The organism is Culturomica sp. (assembly GCF_003524185.1).
Taxonomy (GTDB): Bacteria; Bacteroidota; Bacteroidia; order Bacteroidales; family Marinifilaceae; genus Culturomica; species Culturomica massiliensis.
In genome coordinates, this window is the sequence record NZ_DOED01000041.1 from 62,242 (window position 1) to 80,835 (window position 18,594).

Annotated in this window: 13 protein-coding genes; 8 read left to right on the plus strand and 5 right to left on the minus strand. The window is 44.2% G+C overall.

Going from position 1 to position 18,594, the window contains the following annotated elements; translation table 11 throughout:
* Nucleotides 1–28: 28 nt before the first annotated feature.
* Both DD657_RS13870 and DD657_RS13875 read right to left on the minus strand, forming a co-directional pair.
* Nucleotides 29–670 (minus strand): flavodoxin family protein, encoded by a 642-nt coding sequence (locus DD657_RS13870; protein WP_021987374.1) that lies wholly within the window; start codon nt 668–670, stop codon nt 29–31.
* Nucleotides 671–858: 188 nt separating this feature from the next.
* On the minus strand, nt 859–2,256 hold the full coding sequence (locus DD657_RS13875; protein WP_021987373.1) for an MFS transporter: 1,398 nt from the start codon (nt 2,254–2,256) through the stop codon (nt 859–861).
* Nucleotides 2,257–2,508: 252 nt separating this feature from the next.
* On the opposite strand from DD657_RS13875, the gene DD657_RS13880 reads away from it, so the two are divergent.
* From DD657_RS13880 to aspA, 4 genes are all read left to right on the plus strand, one after another.
* The gene (locus DD657_RS13880) at nt 2,509–3,711 is read left to right on the plus strand and encodes a hypothetical protein (protein WP_287050487.1); all 1,203 of its coding nucleotides are present in this window, start codon (nt 2,509–2,511) and stop codon (nt 3,709–3,711) included.
* Between the two features lie 179 nt (nt 3,712–3,890).
* The gene (locus DD657_RS13885) at nt 3,891–5,027 is read left to right on the plus strand and encodes an acyltransferase (protein WP_287050509.1); all 1,137 of its coding nucleotides are present in this window, start codon (nt 3,891–3,893) and stop codon (nt 5,025–5,027) included.
* A gap of 77 nt (nt 5,028–5,104) precedes the next feature.
* A complete protein-coding gene (locus DD657_RS13890; protein WP_021987370.1) occupies nt 5,105–5,590 on the plus strand; it encodes a DUF4494 domain-containing protein in 486 nt (161 codons plus the stop codon).
* A gap of 294 nt (nt 5,591–5,884) precedes the next feature.
* Nucleotides 5,885–7,297: an aspartate ammonia-lyase gene (gene aspA, locus DD657_RS13895; protein ID WP_021987369.1), complete on the plus strand. Its 1,413-nt coding sequence runs from the start codon at nt 5,885–5,887 to the stop codon at nt 7,295–7,297.
* Nucleotides 7,298–7,448: 151 nt separating this feature from the next.
* On the opposite strand, the gene recG is transcribed toward aspA, so the two are convergent.
* The gene (recG, locus tag DD657_RS13900) at nt 7,449–9,548 is read right to left on the minus strand and encodes an ATP-dependent DNA helicase RecG (RefSeq protein WP_021987368.1); all 2,100 of its coding nucleotides are present in this window, start codon (nt 9,546–9,548) and stop codon (nt 7,449–7,451) included.
* Nucleotides 9,549–9,706: 158 nt separating this feature from the next.
* Between recG and DD657_RS13905 the strand changes: the two genes are divergently transcribed.
* On the plus strand, nt 9,707–10,279 hold the full coding sequence (locus DD657_RS13905; protein WP_021987367.1) for a hypothetical protein: 573 nt from the start codon (nt 9,707–9,709) through the stop codon (nt 10,277–10,279).
* Nucleotides 10,280–10,408: 129 nt separating this feature from the next.
* Entirely contained in the window at nt 10,409–10,963 is a 555-nt protein-coding gene (locus DD657_RS13910; RefSeq protein ID WP_021987366.1) for a cob(I)yrinic acid a,c-diamide adenosyltransferase, read from the plus strand.
* A gap of 1 nt (nt 10,964) precedes the next feature.
* Here DD657_RS13910 and DD657_RS13915 read toward each other — a convergent pair whose 3' ends face one another.
* Nucleotides 10,965–13,472 carry a beta-N-acetylglucosaminidase gene (locus DD657_RS13915; RefSeq protein WP_287050492.1) on the minus strand — a complete coding sequence of 836 codons (2,508 nt, stop codon included), beginning with the start codon at nt 13,470–13,472 and terminating at the stop codon, nt 10,965–10,967.
* 372 nt (nt 13,473–13,844) lie between these two features.
* A complete protein-coding gene (pruA, locus tag DD657_RS13920; protein WP_021987363.1) occupies nt 13,845–15,476 on the minus strand; it encodes an L-glutamate gamma-semialdehyde dehydrogenase in 1,632 nt (543 codons plus the stop codon).
* Between the two features lie 347 nt (nt 15,477–15,823).
* Between pruA and DD657_RS13925 the strand changes: the two genes are divergently transcribed.
* A complete protein-coding gene (locus DD657_RS13925) occupies nt 15,824–17,764 on the plus strand; it encodes an ABC-F family ATP-binding cassette domain-containing protein (protein WP_021987362.1) in 1,941 nt (646 codons plus the stop codon).
* 71 nt (nt 17,765–17,835) lie between these two features.
* Nucleotides 17,836–18,579, plus strand: a complete 744-nt coding sequence (gene rlmB / locus DD657_RS13930; protein WP_068688832.1) for a 23S rRNA (guanosine(2251)-2'-O)-methyltransferase RlmB — start codon at nt 17,836–17,838, stop codon at nt 18,577–18,579.
* Nucleotides 18,580–18,594 lie beyond the last annotated feature (15 nt).

Below are 18,594 nucleotides of genomic sequence, written 5' to 3' on the forward strand. Positions count from 1 at the left end.
TCTGCGGAATATTTTCCGGTAATCGGAATTATATTTCCGTAGAGGTGTAGCGGCTGTAACTGTTACGACGGTCATTATTCTTATAGCGGGCTTTGGCGTTCTGTACGGCTTCCATCAGCCAGGCGATTTGTATACCGAGGTCTTTCATGTTGTTTAAGCCTTCGGTATCGTTGTGTATATCTCCGGGCATTTCTCCTATGCCGAAATTCCAGTAGGTCGAGCCCGGGACAATCATACCGCTGCCCAGCATAAAGCGGTTCAGTTCATCGAATACGGTTACGGCACCGCCTCTGCGGACACTGATTACCGCTGCCCCGACTTTGTGTGTCAGAGTACGGCCTTGTCCGATGGTTGTCAGGCCTAAACGGTCCATAAAAGCTTTCATTTCTGCACTTACGCTTCCATAGTAAGTCGGAGAGGCCAGGATGATCCCGTCGGCTTCCTGTGCTTTTCGGATGTATGTATTCATGTTGTCGGTTTTAACGGCACATTGGCCGTCTTTTGTTTTAAAACAGGCATAACAGGAAGTGCATCCCCGCAATGGCTGTCCGCCTAATTGTATGAGTTCCGTTTCTATACCGGCTTTTCGGATGGGTTTGAATACTTCTTCGATCAATTGCTCGGTGTTTCCTCCTTTACGCGGACTTCCGTTAAAAGCGACGATTTTCATGTTTTCTTATTTTGATTTGCACCGGCAAAGTTAGAATTTTTATTCAAAAGGATACAAGGGAGGAACCGGCTTCCGTCTGCAATATTAGAAACGGAGGACGATGGGTTTTTAAGATGGACCTTTTCCGTAATTGTAGCATTTAAAACGAAAGATTGTCTGGCGGTCAGAGATCGCATTAAAATTTACAATTAAAGTCTGCGCTTTAGCGGCATTTGCTGTGACAGGCGAAAACAACTGACGATAGCTGCAACGGCGGCGAATCCGGCTCCCAACAACAGGCAGGATGAAATACTCTGTCCCTGGGGAATCAGATTGAATAACAAAGCGACAAGAGTTGCTCCGGATGTTTGGCCCAGCAACCGGGCTGTGCCGATCATTCCGCTTGCTCCTCCGCTGCGCTTGATAGGGGCAGACGACATAATGGTGCTGTTATTGGGCGTTTGGAACAGTCCGAAACCGATTCCGCAAACAGCCATTCGCCAAATGATCGCTCCGTCGGTAGGAGATGTCAACGTGGAAAGCAGGTATAGGCCGCTCCCGAATATCAGCATCCCGAGGCAACCCAATAGCCCGGCATGTATTTTTTCGACCAGATAGCCTGCCAGCGGAGCCGTAATCAGGGTAGCGACGGGCCAGGGAGTGAGCAATAGCCCGGTGGCGACTTCTGTCCGTCCCAGTATGTTCTGGAGGAAGAAGGGCAGGGATACCAGTGCCAGCATTTGTGCCGTGAAAGAACAAATGGAGGTGACCACAGAGAGAGAAAATATCGGAATTTTCAGTAAATCGACGGGGAGAAGCGGAGCTTCCTGCCGGAATTGCCGCCGGATGTAGTAGGTTCCGACCACAGCGAGCAAGGCCAGTTGCAGCAAAAGCATATCGGTACTTTCATGGTGGGCGAATCCTTCCATGGAATAGATCAGTAATCCGAAAGTGAAGGCATTGGCAATAGCACTGATCTTGTCGAATTTCCGGTTTTGGCGCTGTTCGTTTTTGGGAAGAAATTTCAGACCCATCCACAGTGCTGCCAGTCCTAACGGTATGTTGATGGCAAACAGCCAGTGCCAGCTCCCCAGCGAAAGTATGGCACTGGCTACTGAAGGACCGGCTACGGCGGACACGGCTACGACCATGGCGTTGATTCCCATACCCCGGCCGAGATATTGCCGGGGATAGATCGTACGTAACTGGGCGGTATTCACACTGGTGATAGCCGCAGCTCCGAAGCCTTGCAATACCCGGGCAATGGTCAGCATCCAGAAAGAGGTGGAAAGTGCACATACGAGCGAAGTTACGCAGAACACCGCTACCCCGGAAAGAAATACTTTCCGGTAACCGTAGATATCTCCTAAAGAAGAAAATGACAACAGGGAGATCGTAATGGCTAACTGATAGGCATTCATGACCCAGATGGTAAGGGAAGGCGTTGTGCCGAACTCCCTCGAAAGAGTCGGAAGTACGATATTCACGATATTGGCATCGAGCACCGACATCACCAGTGCCAGCGAAGCGGCTATGACTGCCCATATCCTGCGTGGAAACGGTAATCCGTCGGGTTCGTTCTGAATAGATATAGTACCGCTGCTCATTTGATTATTTTCTGGTGACAAAAATAGTAAAATCACCGATCGGATGTTCCTGTATTAAGGATACTTTCGGTATAAATTTCGTTCGGAAAAGATAAAATAACGTTAACATTTTCTATTTTTAATGCCTGATCTTTTTAATTTCTGTTTTTATTTGAAAAAAATAAACGGATATTTAGCCCGGGCATCGGTAAAATCCTTTATTTTAGCGTATTGTTTTGTGCAGGAGTGAAAATTGTAAATAAGAGGAAACCTATGAAAACACGGATTGTATTTATTACAGTTGCTTTTTGTCTCTTCATGCAGGATGTTGAGGCATGTACGTCTGTTATTATTTCGGGTAAGGTGACTCCCGACGGGCGGCCTCTGATGTGGAAGCACCGGGATACGGAGACGCCGTTCAATCATATGGCTTTTTTCAATGACGGCGGTTATCGGTTTTTGGGTTTGGTAAATAGTGACGGAGTTTCCGGGGATGTCTGGACCGGAAGTAACGAGGCGGGTTTCTGTATTATGAATACGGCTTCTTTTAATTTGAAGAACGATGAGATAAAAGAGATGGATCACGAGGGGGCATTGATGCGTAAAGCGTTGAGCGTGTGCAGGACTGTCCGGGATTTTGAGCATTTCCTGGATACTCTTGAACGACCGATGCGTGTCGAGGCTAATTTCGGTGTGATCGATGCTTATGGCGGAGCCGCTTACTTTGAAACCGGGAACGATTGTTATTTTAAAAAAGATGTGAATGACGAGTCTTTAGCGCCGAACGGTTATCTGATTTATACTAATTTTTCTTTTGAGGGACGAAAAGACGAAGGTCTGGGGTACATCCGTTTTGATAATGCGACTTCCGTTTTTCTGAAAATGCAGCAGAAGGGATATACTCCGCAACGCATCCTGCAGGAAGCTTCCCGTTCATTTTATAACAGCCGCCTGGGTATAGATTTGAAAGACGAGGCACAGAGTCCGAACCGGGCGAGCGGTTGGTTTGTGGAGCAGGATATGATTCCGCGTAGCGAGTCGACTGCTGCTATCGTAATACAGGGAGTAAGGCCGGGAAATGATCCGGAACTTACGACCTTGTGGACGGCTCTCGGTTATCCTCCGACAGCGGTGGTGTTGCCGTTATGGGTGAAGATGGGAGAAAATCAGCCCTCCCTTGCTGTTTATAATGATGAGATGAAGACAGCGCCGCTTTGTTTTTATGCTTCCCGTTTGAAGGATAAGGTTTACCCGATTCACCGGGGAAACGGACAAAAATACCTGCATTGGCGTTTACTTTGGAATGAAACGGGGAACGGGTATATGCAACAGTTACAGGGAGCCGAGAATAAGATATTCTATCTTTTCCTGCCTCACGTTCCGGCTTGGGAAGAGAACGGATTGAACGAAGTGGAAATACAGAAATTGTATGGAGAAGCCACCCGGATTATCGAAGATATCTATAAACGATTGTAATTTACCGGTTGTTATTTTTTTCAGGATAATACTTTTGTTTCTTGTCGTTTTTTGAGGGAATCCATTACCTTTGCGCCGAATTTTGCACAATTTGTGCAAACTCTGCTCTATGAAAAAGAAAACGGAGAGCCGGATGAAAAAAACGGTTATCCGTTACTATATAATAATAAAACGACATGATGGAATTTCAGAAAAGAGAAAATATAGGTTGGGTAGACCTGTTGCGTATTATTGCTTGTTTTTTAGTCGTATTGTCTCATTGTTGCGATCCTTTTGTCGGTCAGTTTGATAACGATCGTACTTCTTTTCTGACCGGAGCTTTTACAGGTAGCTTTGTGCGGGCTTGCGTGCCTTTGTTTGTTATGATGAGTGGGGTGTTATTGTTTCCTGTGCGTTTGGAAATGGGAGTATTCTACCGGAAACGTATCGGCAGGATTGTCGTACCGCTTATTTTCTGGTCAGTGATGCTCCCGCTTTTGTATTATGTATATTTGAATTTCATGGTATCTTCGGTAAGCCCTTCTATTGCTCCGGAGAATTTTACGATGGGTGCGACATTGACGAAATTATATACTTTTATTTTCAATTTTACTTATGATACGACTCCGCTATGGTATTTGTATATGTTGATCGGTCTGTATTTTATTATTCCGATCCTCAATACCTGGATGGAGCATGCCAAACAAAAGGATATCCGGTTGTTTCTGCGGATTTGGGGAATATCGCTGGTACTTCCGTATGTGAAGATGGCTGCTCCTTTGCTGGGATATACCGGAAATTACGGTAATATGGGATTACTGGGCGAGTGTGACTGGAATATTTACGGAATGTTTTACTATATGTCCGGATTTGTGGGCTATTTGGTATTGGCATACTATCTGGTGAAATATCCGCTTACATGGAGTTGGAAACGTACGTTAGGCATTACGCTACCGATGTTCCTTATCGGTTATACCGTTACGTCACTGGGCTTTGTATTGACCCAGAAATATTTTCCGGGTAGTTATGCAAATCTTGAGATCATCTGGTATTTTTCCGGGATCAATGTGTTTATGATGACATTTCCCGTATTTGTTATTGTACAAAAGCTCAATGTGCCTTCTGCAGCCTGGTTGTCCCGTCTGGCTTCTCTGACATTCGGAATTTATCTGTGCCATTTTGTATTTGTGCAGGTGGCTTATGATCTCCTGGGAACGGTCAGCGGACTTCCTGTGATTGTCCGTATATTGGGGATGGCTTGTCTGGCTTTTGGTATCAGTTGGTTGCTTGTATGGGGAATGAAGGCGTTTTCGTGGACCCGCCGGCTCGTTATGTAAATGATTTGTAAGTCTCTGTGTTTATACAGGGATAAAGATATGTTGAATATATATTAAATGTGGAAAAGTAAAAAATTATGACAGCAAATTGGTTTGAAGCGAAAGTGAAGTATATGAAGGTCAACGAAGACGGAAGAGAGAAAAAAGTGACCGAGGCTTATCTGTTGGATGCCATGTCGTATACGGAGGCAGAAAGTCGGATTATGCATGAAATGGAATCGGTTATCAAAGGCGATTATTACATAACCGGATTGAAAAAATCCAATATTACGGAATTAGTGGAATCGGAAGATGAGAACGACGACCGTTGGTATAAGGCCAAAGTAGCGATTATCGATGCCGATGAGGTAAGCGGCAAAGAAAAATCGAGTTCGCAGTACTATCTGATTGCGGCAGCCAATATAAACAAAGCATTGGAAAATCTGGAAAAAGCCCTTTCCACATTTGTGGTGCCTTATGAAATCGGGGCGATCGCCGATACACAGTTTATGGATGTTTTTCCTTATTTCTCAGATGACGAGGAGCATATTCCGGAAAACCTGAAACCTCTGGAAGAGGAATAAATGTTCCGGAAAAATTTCAAATAAATGAGGTTAAAAAGGACTTCCTGCGGGGAGTCCTTTTGTTAAATATTTTTTAATTCTTCGTAAACGTTTGAGAAACCTTCTATTGCGTGAAAATCAAACATCTATTTCTTTCCTGAAAAGTTTGGGTTAATCTGTTTTTCTTTGTTAACTTTGACGTCCTCAAAGGAGAGATTGTTATATTTTTAAGGTATCTTTCTTTTGGAGAGAATAAAAATAACAGTTTGGAAGTAACTGAATAATAACATACAAAAACTAATAAAAGAAAATATCATGAAAACACGTATGGAGCATGATTTGCTGGGCGAAAAAGAAGTTCCGGCAGAAGCGTATTACGGAATACAGACGTTAAGAGGCATTGAGAATTTTGCAAATATCAGTGGCATTACAATCGGTGATTATCCCAATTATGTGAAAGCTTTGGCTATGGTGAAATGGGCTGCTGCCAAAGCTAATCTGGAATTGGGATTGCTTCCGGAAGATATTGCCAAAGCCATAACCGAGGCTTGCGAGGAGATTATTGACGGTCGTTTTCACGATCAGTTTCCGGTGGATCTGGTACAAGGCGGTGCCGGTACGTCTACCAATATGAATATCAATGAGGTGGTGGCTAACCGGGCCTTGGAAATTCTGGGGCATAAAAAAGGCGAATATCAATATTGCCATCCCAACAACCATGTGAATTTATCACAATCTACGAACGATGCGTTCCCGACTTCTTTCAAATTGGCCTTTATTTTCATGAATGAGGAATTGGTAGCTGAATTGCGTTTGATGATTCAGGCTTTCCGGAAGAAAGGAGAGGAGTTTAAAGATATTCTGAAAATGGGTCGTACTCAATTGCAGGATGCTGTGCCTATGACTTTGGGACAGGAATTTGAGGCTTTTGCCGCTAATCTGGAAGAAGAAATCGACCGCCTGAATCAGATGGCTAAGTTGTTTTTGGAGGTGAATATGGGAGCTACAGCTATCGGCACGGGAATCAATTCCGAGCCCGAATATTCCCAGAAGTGCATCAAGAATCTGCGGATTATCAGCGGACACGAATTCGTGTTGGCTTCCAATCTGATTGAAGCGACTCCCGATACCGGTTCTACCGTCATGTATTCTTCGGCATTGAAGCGTATGGCCGTCAAATTGTCTAAGATTTGTAACGATTTGCGCTTATTGTCCAGCGGTCCGCGTTGCGGCTTGAATGAAATTAATCTGCCGCCGATGCAGCCGGGATCTTCTATTATGCCGGGAAAAGTGAATCCGGTTATTCCGGAAGTAGTGAATCAGATATGCTATCGTATTATCGGTAATGATCTGACGGTTACTTTTGCAGCAGAAGCCGGGCAGTTGCAATTAAATGTGATGGAACCGATTATTGTACATGCTTTATTCGGTTCGATCAAGATGTTGCAAAAAGGTATGGAACGCTTGAGAGTGTTGTGTGTAGACGGTATTACGGCAAATGCTGACCGTTGCCGTGAAATGGTATTGAACAGCATCGGTATCGTAACGGCTTTGAATCCGACTTTGGGGTATGAAAATTCATCCCGTATTGCCAAACGGGCATTAAAAGAAAACAGAAGTGTTTATGATCTGGTGTTGGAAGAAAAGCTGTTGACGAAAGAAGAATTGGATGAATTGCTGAAACCGGAACTGATGATAAAACCGCATAAATTTTACCGGAAAAAATAAATATTGGAACGGAGTATGTTCGTTTTTTTGTTTTAATGATCTTTTTCGGATACCGGGAGTCATTATACAGAGAGCCGAATAACCGGAATTTCTTTTTTAATAGAATTGCCCTATGAGTTGCATGAATTGTGTAACGATAGGGCAATTTTATTTAGCTGATAAACCGCCAGTTGATTTTGGTTTTGAAAAGGCGTTTGATTTGGGAGGCAAAGACGGCGTTTTCTTCTTTGATTAAATCGGGATCGTTTTCGAGTATGCTTCCTGCAACCCGGCAGGCTTCGTTCAGGATAAGAGCGTCTTTTCCCAGGTTGGCTACTTTCAGGTTGCAGGTAAGTCCGCTTTGTTGTGTACCTTCGATGTCTCCCGGCCCCCGGAGTTTTAAATCCGCTTCGGCAATTTCGAATCCGTCGTTTGTTGAGGTCATGGTTTCTATTCTTTTGCGGGAATCGTTCGATATTTTATAAGAAGTCATCAAAATGCAGTAGGATTGTTCGGCTCCCCGTCCGACACGTCCTCTTAGCTGATGTAATTGGGAAAGTCCGAAGCGTTCGGCGCTTTCAATGACCATAATGGAAGCATTCGGTACGTTGACTCCGACTTCAATGACCGTTGTCGCTACCAGTATCTGAGTTTCGCCGTTTACAAAACGTCGCATTTCTTCGTCTTTGTCGACGGCTTTCATTTTACCGTGTACCATACTGCAGGAGTAGCCTCGGGGTAGAAAATATTCATTTACCTTATCGTATCCTTCTTCCAGATTATGAAAGTCTATTTTTTCGGATTCGGAAATCAGGGGATATACGATGTAGGCCTGACGGCCTTTTTGTAACTCCTGTTCGATGAATTTAAATACTTCTTTGTATTTGTTTTCATAAGCGTGTAAGGTGGTGATCGGTTTACGTCCCGGAGGTAATTCATCGATTACCGATACATCCAAATCCCCGTATAGGGTCATAGCCAGTGTACGGGGAATGGGGGTAGCAGTCATGACCAGCACATGCGGCGGAATGTTGTTTTTATGCCACAGTTTGGCTCTTTGGGCGACACCGAAGCGGTGTTGTTCGTCGATGATAACCAGTCCTACGTTATTGAAAGCGACGACATCTTCCAGTAAGGCATGAGTTCCGATAATGATTTGCAGGTTTCCTGCTGCCAGTCGCTGTAGTATTTCGGTCCGTTCTTTTTTCTTTGTTGAACCTGTCAGTAAGGCTACTGTGATACCCAGGTCCTTTAACATCTGGCTGACGGTGTCGAAATGTTGGTTGGCCAGAATTTCTGTGGGGGCCATCAGGCAAGTTTGGTAATGGTTGTCCAGTGCGATAAGCATGCACATGACGGCGACCAATGTTTTACCGCTACCGACATCCCCTTGCAACAGGCGGTTCATTTGTTTACCGCTGCCGCAGTCCTGCCGTATCTCCCGGATCACCCGTTTTTGTGCATCGGTGAGGGGGAAAGGAAGATAACGGTTGTAGAAGTTGTTGAAATACGCCCCGACGGAGGTAAAAGGACAACCTTTGAAAACGGTTTTCCTTTTGTATTTCATTTTCAGAATATTGAGTTGTATGTAGAACAACTCTTCGAATTTCAGTCTGAAGATGGCTTTCTGCAACATTTCCGGGGAGGTCGGAAAATGAATGTTGAAAAGGGCTTCGTGCAGATAAATCAGTTTGTATTTTGTGAGAAACCAGGCCGGAAGGGTTTCCGGAATTTTACCGTTGATACTTTTGAAAATCGATTCCTGAATTTTACCGATTGCTTTTGAATTCAGAAAAGCCTTTTTCATTTTCTCCGTAGTGGGATAGACGGCTTGAAATCCGACCAGCAACGGGGATGTTTTTTCAAAAGGATTGATTTCCGGATGTACAATGTTCAGCTTCCGGTTGAAGGAAGAAGGCTGTCCGAAAATCAGGTATTCTTTTTGGGCGTCTATCTGGCTGGCCAGGTATTTGAAGCCGTTGAACCATACCAGTTCCAACTCGCCGGTATCGTCATAGGCTGTTGCAACCATCCGGGCGGCTTTACCGGCCCCCACCGGTTTCAGATCACGGATGTATGCCTTGATCTGTATATAAGGAAGCTGAGGATTCAATTCGGAGATCGTATAGATCCGGGAACGGTCAATATACCGGTAAGGGATATGATATAACATATCTTCGTAGCTCTCAATCCCTAGTTCTTCGCGTAATATCGCAGCTTTTTTATCTCCGACACCCGAGAGGTATTTTATGTTCAGACCCGATATTTCCAATGTTTCTCTTCTGCTGGTTACAATAGTTTCAAAGTTATAATGTTTTTCGGAGGTGGAAAAAAGAATGCTGAAAAAAACGGTGTTTTATTTCCCTTTCGGCGGAATATATCTTATTTTCGTTCATACAATTTTTTTGTATTGAAAAATGATTCGGTTTTATGTATTCGTATTTGAGAGAGCGTATTAAACATGCGGTTCGGTTCCGGCATAAGAGAGGATTCGGAGTACATTCTCCTTTTATGTTCAATTTGATACTGAATGTAATCCGGGATAAGGAGAAAAAGTTCAATTATCCGGAAGAGGCAGAGCATAACCGGAAAATCCGGCTGAAGCAACGGAAGCTTTACCGCCTTATTTGCCGGTTGGTTTGTTTCTTAAACGTGGATTATGTTTTGTGTTTCAGTGCTCATTCCGGGGATATACTTGCTTATCTTTCCGGTAGTGCAGCCCGGAAGGAGGCCAATCAACCCCGTTTTATGCGGGAGGCCGGTTTTATTTATATCGGTAAGGATGCCCGGACCGTGTTACAGGATGTGGTGATCGATTTTCTGCCGACAGCTACGGTCCGGCAAAAGTGTATCGTAATAACAGATATATACAAGAACAGTTTTAATGCCCGCTTATGGCAGCAATGGAGAGGAAAAGCGACGGTATCGGTGGATATGATGTGGTACGGATTACTGTTTTTTGATGAGAAGCTGCAAAAGGGACGGTATAATTTGATCATATAGAGACAGGGGTTTGAAAGGGATGTGTCGGTTCAGCGAAAACATGGAGCAAACAAAAAACAATGCGGGACATTTGTTCGTTACAACTTGTGTAGGATAAACCAAACGTAAAATACTTTTATAAAATTAAAGATGAAAATATATACCAAAACAGGCGATAAAGGGATGACGTCCCTGATCGGAGGTACACGGGTACCTAAAAATAGTGCACGGCTTGAAGCCTATGGTAGCGTAGATGAGCTGAATACGTATATCGGAATGATCCGTTCTTTTCCGTTGGAAGAACAGGAACTATCCGAATTGGTGACGATTCAGACCATATTGTTCGATGTCGGTGGTAATCTGGCTACAGATACCAGTGTCGAAGGCTTGAAGATTCGTCTGGGGGTGACAGAAGAGGATATCTCTGTGTTGGAAAAGGCTATGGACAGGATGGATGCGCAATTACCGCCTTTGAAAAGTTTTGTCTTACCGGGCGGAGATCAGGCCGTTTCCTTTTGTCACATTGCCCGCACGGTTTGCCGTCGGGTGGAAAGGCGGATTCTCGATATGAACCGGGAATTTGAGGTAGACGATGCGGTGATAAAATATATCAACCGGCTTTCCGATTATTTGTTCGTATTGTCGCGTAAGGTGGCAAATGACCGGGGAGTCAGAGAAATAAACTGGACTCCCCGTCATCAGTAAGTTAGTTCTGCCGCCAGATGATTTCATTCAGGTTTGTTGCGCCCTTTTCCGAAGTCAGACGAAGGGTGGTTATACCGGCAGGGCAATCCAGCCGGGCATAGGCTTCTGTAATGATGCCTAGTTCTGTCGGATTGCCTTTGCTGTTGAAACCTGTGACTTTAAGGGAAACGGGGTCGGAAGTGTTTTGTAAAATGGTTACGGTTGTATTCTGTCCGGAACAGGGATTGACTACAGTGATGCTTTCTCTTTGTGACAGGGGACAAGCCGTGTTGAGTTTACCGTCTTGAAGGAATGCCAGTTCTTTTAGGCGGTCGTCGGATGCTGTCAGGGTCAATATGAATTTTTTCAGGTAAATTTCCCGGTCTTTTTTCCCGGTATTGCAAAACCGGACAAACCGGACAGGCTTATCATTTAATGTGATAACTGTGTTTGTCCGGCTGTTGGGGGTCCTGTCTTCCCAAGTCTTCCCGTCTGTCGAGATTTGGAATTTTCCCCAGTTACCAATGGCTGTGTTTAGTTCAGCTTCCAGTTGGAGGGCAGCAGGTGTTTGCGGGAGTTCAATTCCTGCGTATTGACCGGCGCCGATTTTGATCACTTCCAATACCGGGTTGATAGCCACTGTGTTTGAGGTTTGTTGTAAGGTCTGGTTTTTCAATTGGGTAATATCTGTGTACAATTGCGGTTCTGCTGTAGCCGTTGAAGTCAAGGTATTACCGCCCGACTGTATATAAAACCGGTCGGCAATCAGGGAAGCGATGGTATCAATAAAGGGTTGCATCACCAAAGAACCGGTTTTTACTCCGGGTTGGTAGGGATTTTGATTTTCTTTTTTATCGATTGCCTGTCGTTGGGCTTCCAGGTTTAAAAATTCGCAATAAGCTTTCCAGATTTCGTGAGGAGTTTTCAGGGTTACCAGTCGGGTTACGGCTAGTCCGGCTTTGCCTAAGACCGTAAATTGTTCCAGCCAGGGTGTGATTTCTCGGATCAGTTCCGGATTGTCGTTGAAAGCTCTAATGGAAGTGCCGGCAACAGCTATTTTCTGGTATTCGTTTGCAATTTCTTTTAATAATTGGTCGGAAAGTATGCCTTTACGATAGTCGGCTGTAAATTTTTCGATGGTGGGTTTGATTTCGACCGATTCGTCTCTTCTGTACCGGTGTCCGTTTTTTCCCAGGTCGGAGTTGTGGGCAGCGAAAGTACGGAAAGCGTCGGCAGCGTGAGGCATGACCACCTGAATGGCTTTTTCCCAGGCAGCATTCGAATCGTATTTTGCAGGATTCCAGGCATAATCGGCTACACTGAAAATAGCAATTTTTGAAGCTTCGGCACGTTCCATCGGATTGGAAACGAATCCCGACATTTGTTGGCCTACCGTTAGGTCCAGCCCGTAGGAAGGTCCCATTAAAAGGTGATCGCGTACGTAGTCATTGACAGGGAAATTCCACCATATATAGGCCGGACGTTTGATGCGTTTGTTGATCCACTCCAGCCCTTCGGCTGTGATGTCCGAGATAACCCGGTCACCTGTCCACATAATCATAATGGAAGGATACAGTTTGTCGCCTAAAATATCGAGATAAGTACCCGGCTTGGGATTTGACCAGCTTTTGTTGTATTCGGTCGGACACATGATAAGGGGTGTCACATCTGTTTTTTTAGCAACGAATCGGTCGTGCAGGAAATTGAGTAATTCTGCCTGGCGAACCGGATCGGTTCCTTCACCGGAAATATCGTCGAAGAATACGGCAAAAGAACGGACGCCTAATTTGTACATATTTTCGAATTTGTCGAGAAGGGCCTGACGGTCATCGTCATTCCATTGTATGTCTTGTCCCGGATGAACTGCCCAGACAAAATCGACTTTACTGGCTTTGGATAAAGCAACCAGTTCGCTGATCTGGCGGGCTTCTTTTTCCGGATATGCCTTTCGCCAATGGGGAGAACTGTGGTAGGGATCGTCTTTCGGACCGTAAATGTAGGTGTTCAATTTATTTTCTCCATAGAAACGAAGCTGGCTGATCCGGTCTTTGTGGCTCCAGGGCTGCCCGTAAAATCCTTCGACAACACCGCGGAAAGCTACCGTCGGATAGTCTGTGATTTCTATTTCCGGGAGCGTGTCGTTTTTTACTAATTGCTTTAGAGTCTGTACGGCATAAAATGTACCTCTTTCATCATTTCCCGCAATTACGGTTTTGGCAGGGGTAATGGATAAATAATAACCTCCCGCCACTTGTGGAATGAATTTGTCGTATTTTTTTACCGCACGATCGTTTCTCTCTCCGATATAAATCGTATAGCTTTTCTTTTGTGCTCCGCTTTTTAGCAATAGACGAAGTTGTTCGACTGCTGTCGTATCGGCTTCTGCTGCGCCGTTCAAAAATACCGGGGCGTCCAGAACGATTGTCCGGGCATTGGTTTTAACGGATTGGGGTGTCGGATATATTTTTATATCCTGAGCTTGTAGAAATGTGATTGTCAGTACACATAAAAGTAAGGAAAGAATACGCATGTTTTGAATTTAATTTTATGATTAATGATTGATTTTCGGTCTCAAATTAAATAAAACTGTAAATTCTTTATCCTGAAACTTCGGTTCCGATAATAAAGAATGCTTTGTAAAAAAGTTTATTTTACTTTTTTCGTCCTTTTTCCTCTTCTGGTTCAAATCCGTAAAATCCGGGGACGAATCTTTAGTAGCCTGGCCAAAGATAATAAAATTTTTAATAAAGTTTAGGGAAATAAAAACGAGGATGTATTTACACATCCTCGTTATCTTTATTTTAAATTTACGATTTATGATTTTTCTTGTTTAGCGGGGAAGCTGTGAGATCAATCTAAAATCGTAAATCCAGAGTCTACAATTTGTATGTAGATTTGCAAATCAATCTTCTAAAAAGTTCGGATACATATAATCCGTTGCGGGAACAAAAGTTTCCTTGATGGTTTGCGGCGATACCCAACGTAACATGTTCAATACGGAACCGGCTTTATCGTTGGTACCGGAAGCACGGCCGCCACCGAACGGTTGCTGGTCAACGACGGCTCCTGTCGGTTTGTCGTTGATATAAAAGTTACCCGCTGTATGGGTCAGTCTTTCCGTCATTTTTTCGATGGCTGCTCTGTCCTGGGAGAAAATGGCTCCTGTCAGGGCATACGTAGAGGTATTATCCAGAATGTCCAGTGTTTCCGCTACTTTATCCGGTTCGTATACATAAACGGTCAGTACGGGGCCGAACAATTCTTCCAGCATGGTTGCATAATCCGGTTTCTTGGCCTGGATAACGGTCGGATAAATAAAATAACCTTCCGATTTGTCGTATTTACCGCCGATAATAACCTCTGCGTCCGGAGAAGCTTTCGCTTCGTCAATGGCTTTAGCCAGCTTGTCGAACGAATCTTCATCGATTACAGCATTGACAAAATTGGTAAAATCTTCCACGCCGCCTACTTTTATTTTAGCCAGATCGGCTTCAACGTATTTCCGTACTTCCGGCCAGATGTTGGCAGGAATGTAAGCACGGGAAGCAGCCGAACATTTCTGTCCCTGGTATTCGAAAGCCCCTCTGACCATGGCTGTGGCTACTTGTTTTGCCGGTGCTGTCGGGTCGGCGAAGATATAGTCCTTACCTCCGGTTTCACCCACAATACGCGGATAAGTACGATATTTGTCAATGTTTTTAACGATATTCGACCATACGCTGTTGAAAACTCCGGTAGAGCCTGTAAAATGGATTCCGGCAAAATCTTTACTGCCAAGGATCACTTCCGATGCAGCAGGGCCGGAGCAATATACCAGATTGATAACTCCGTCGGGTAATCCGGCTTCTTTTAAGATTTGCATGATCAGATGTGCAGAATAAACCGCAGTTTTCGACGGTTTCCAAACACATACGTTACCCATTAAAACCGGAGCACCCGGAAGATTACCGGCAATAGAGGTGAAGTTGAACGGTGTTAGTGCAAAAACAAAACCTTCCAACGGCCGCCATACGGTGCGATTCCATATACCGGGGGCTGAGTTCGGTTGCATATGATAGATTTCGTACATATTTTTTACGTTGAAACGATAGAAATCTGCCAGTTCGGCAACACAATCGATTTCAGCCTGAAATGCATTTTTAGATTGTCCGAGCATTGTCACGGCATTCATTAACTGGCGGTAAGGACCGCTGATCAGTTCTGCCGCTTTTAAGAAAATGGCCGCACGGCTTTCCCAGTGCATTTTTTCCCAAGCCGGTTTAGCCTTCAAAGCAGCGTCGATGGCCATTTGTACGTGGCTGGCATCTCCCTGATGATAATGTCCCAACAGGTGTTTGTGTTCATGAGGCGGACGAATATCCATTAATTTTCCGGTACGTACTTCTTTGCCGTCAATAATCATCGGTAAATCGACTACCTGGCGTTTTACTTCCGCCAGTTTTTCCTGCAATGCTTTACGCTCGGGAGAACCGGGTGCATAAGTTTTTACCGGTTCGTTCGTCATGTTTGGTAATTTGTATACTCCTTTAGGCATGTTTGTATGTTTTAAGTGTTAATTTTTTCACGTTCACAAATATAAAAATATTTCCCAGATAAAAAATATGACAAATGACAGGTTTGGGATTTAAAAGGATGATTTTTGACTGAATCTAAAGTATAGGGTTACGAAAGTAAGAGGCTTGTATTTATATGCGGGAAGAGATCTTTTAGGAGAATTTGTATATCATAAATAAGGTAAACCGGGTTCTGAAATTCCGGTTTGCCGGAAATGAACAATATAGCAATAATCCTTTCCATGACTTTTACTTTCTGCAATTTGTAATATATTTCCTATCTTTGCGCCGGAATTTTCCATTTTCATTTTTTCATTTTCAAATATTTATGATTTCGGTAAATAATGTGAGCGTTGTTTTCGGGGGTTTTTACCTGTTGGATTCGGTTTCTTTTCTGATCAATAAGAAAGACCGTATTGGTTTGACGGGGCGTAACGGGGCAGGCAAATCGACGATGTTGAAGATGCTGGCCGGATTACAACAGCCTTCTGAAGGTAATATTTCGATGGCTTCAGACCTTCGTTTGGGCTATTTGCCGCAAAGCATGTTATACAAGGATGGAAATACGGTACGGAAGGAAGCAGAAAAGGCTTTTTCCGATTTGCTGGCCTTGCGGGAAGAGGTTGACCGGCTGAATGCGGAACTGGCAGAGCGTACCGATTATGAATCGGAGGCCTATATGCATTTGATTGACCGGATTAACGATAAAACGGAACAACTGACGTTGCGGGGAGAAGGAAATGTGAATGGAGAAGTAGAGCTGGTGTTGAAAGGACTTGGATTTACCAATGAAGATATGGAACGTAAATGTGAGGAGTTTAGCGGCGGATGGCGTATGCGTATCGAACTGGCAAAGATTTTATTGGAAAAGCCCGACATTTTTTTACTCGATGAACCGACCAATCACCTGGATATTGAATCAATCTCTTGGCTGGAATCTTTTTTGCAGAGCTATCCGGGAGCAGTCGTATTGGTTTCCCACGACCGGGCATTCCTGGATAATGTTACTTCCAGGACCATTGAAATTTCATTGGGAAAAGTATACGACTATAAAGTGTCGTATTCCAAATATACGGAGTTGCGTAAAGAGCGGGTAGAACAACAATTACGGGCCTATCAGAATCAACAGAACCAAATCCGGGATATGGAAGATTTTATCGAGCGTTTTCGGTATAAGGCGACGAAAGCCGTACAAGTACAATCCCGTATTAAGCAATTGGAGAAAATCGATCGGATAGAAGTCGAGCAGGAGGATACGGCTCGTATCAGGATCCGTTTTCAGCCGGCGGTACGTTCCGGTGAGATTGTTATCAGTGGGCGGGGATTGCATAAATCCTATGGTGAAAAACTGGTGATAAAAGAGGTGGATATTGATATATTGCGGGGAGAAAAAGTGGCTTTTGTCGGGAAAAACGGTGAAGGTAAATCTACTTTGGTTAAGATGATCATGAACGAAATTCCTTATGACGGGCTTTTAAAAGTCGGTCATAATGTGAATATCGGCTATTTTGCACAAAATCAGGCTGATTTACTGGATACCCGGCTGACTGTACTGGATACGGTGGATCGGGTGGCTGTCGGAGAGATTCGCAAGAAAATACGGGATATTCTCGGCGCTTTTTTGTTTTCCGGAGAAGATGTCGATAAAAAGGTAGAAGTTTTGTCCGGAGGGGAGCGCACCCGTTTGGCAATGGTACGTTTATTGCTTGAGCCTTATAATGTACTGATACTCGATGAGCCGACGAACCATTTGGATATGCGGACGAAGGATATATTGAAAGAAGCATTGCGTAATTTCGAAGGAACGGTGATTGTCGTTTCCCACGACCGGGATTTCCTGTCCGGTTTGGCCGATAAAGTGTATGAATTTGCCAATCATGGCGTAAAAGAATATCTGGGAGGAGTGACGGATTTTCTGGCAGCTAAAAAAATAGCTTGTTTCAGCGAATACGAACGCTGGAAATCCGGAAAGGGGAAGGGTGAGGCTGGAATTACAGAAGAAACGGTTTCAGAGAATAAAGTGTCGTTTGAAGAACGGAAGCAGTGGAACCGGGAAATCAGGAAAGCCGAACAGCGGATCGGGAAGGTGGAACAGGAAATCGCCGCTCTGGAAAAAAAGCAGGAGGAGATGGAAAGACGTATGGCTACGGGAGAAATTGAGGACCGGCTTTATAAAGAGTATGACGAAGTAAAAAAACGTCAGGAAGAGTGTTTGACGGAGTGGGAAGCGGCACATGAAGCTTTGGAGGAGTTGAAAGAAAAATATTGATTTACATAAAGGGAAACTTTTGGATTGACAGAAAAGGAGGTGCCCTTAATAATAATTAGAAATAAAAATATATGGCGAAGTACAAACAAGAGTATATTTTCGGAATCCGGGCTGTTATGGAAGCGATACAGCAGGGGAAAGAAATCGATAAAGTGATGTTGAAGCAAGGTACGCGCGGCGAATTGTTCCAGTCGTTGTTTGCTTTGATCCGGGAAAATAACATTCCTTTCCAATATGTACCGGATGAAGTGTTTAAACCGGTTGCCGACCGCAATCATCAGGGGGTGTTGGCAGAGGTTTCCCCTGTGGCTTATCAGGATCTTAATGAGGTATTGGATGCTGTAGAAGCGAGAGGGGAAGTACCGTTTATATTGATTCTCGACCGGATTACCGATGTACGCAATTTCGGGGCAATAGCCAGAAGTGCGGCTTGTGCAGGAGTACATGCGATCGTCATTCCGAATAAAAATTCGGCTAAAATTTCCTCGGATGCCATAAAGACGTCTGCCGGAGCATTGTATCATATACCTGTCTGCCGGATCCTCAATTTGAAAAAATTAGTGCGGGAATTAAAATTCGACCGGAAGATTTATGTGTATGCGGCTACGGAAAAAGCAACCGAGTTGTATACCGGAGCTGATATGACCCTGCCGCTGGCGATTGTTATGGGAGCAGAAGATAAAGGTATTGACGAAGGTATATTAAATATCGTGAATCAGCAGATTAAGATTCCGTTGAAAGGAGAGATTGAATCGCTGAATGTGTCGGCCGCTGCCGCGGTAATGTTGTTTGAAGTGGTCCGTCAGCGCGGATAACCGGAAAAATATTTT

Coding starts and splice junctions, on each gene's coding strand:
- DD657_RS13870 (WP_021987374.1), bottom strand. CDS start 670: ATGAAAATCGTCGCTTTTAACGGAAGTCCGCGTAAAGGAGGAAACACC.
- rlmB (WP_068688832.1), top strand. CDS start 17,836: ATGGCGAAGTACAAACAAGAGTATATTTTCGGAATCCGGGCTGTTATG.
- DD657_RS13885 (WP_287050509.1), top strand. CDS start 3,891: ATGGAATTTCAGAAAAGAGAAAATATAGGTTGGGTAGACCTGTTGCGT.
- DD657_RS13915 (WP_287050492.1), bottom strand. CDS start 13,472: ATGCGTATTCTTTCCTTACTTTTATGTGTACTGACAATCACATTTCTA.
- DD657_RS13875 (WP_021987373.1), bottom strand. CDS start 2,256: ATGAGCAGCGGTACTATATCTATTCAGAACGAACCCGACGGATTACCG.
- pruA (WP_021987363.1), bottom strand. CDS start 15,476: ATGCCTAAAGGAGTATACAAATTACCAAACATGACGAACGAACCGGTA.
- aspA (WP_021987369.1), top strand. CDS start 5,885: ATGAAAACACGTATGGAGCATGATTTGCTGGGCGAAAAAGAAGTTCCG.
- DD657_RS13880 (WP_287050487.1), top strand. CDS start 2,509: ATGAAAACACGGATTGTATTTATTACAGTTGCTTTTTGTCTCTTCATG.
- DD657_RS13910 (WP_021987366.1), top strand. CDS start 10,409: ATGAAAATATATACCAAAACAGGCGATAAAGGGATGACGTCCCTGATC.
- DD657_RS13925 (WP_021987362.1), top strand. CDS start 15,824: ATGATTTCGGTAAATAATGTGAGCGTTGTTTTCGGGGGTTTTTACCTG.
- DD657_RS13905 (WP_021987367.1), top strand. CDS start 9,707: ATGTATTCGTATTTGAGAGAGCGTATTAAACATGCGGTTCGGTTCCGG.
- DD657_RS13890 (WP_021987370.1), top strand. CDS start 5,105: ATGACAGCAAATTGGTTTGAAGCGAAAGTGAAGTATATGAAGGTCAAC.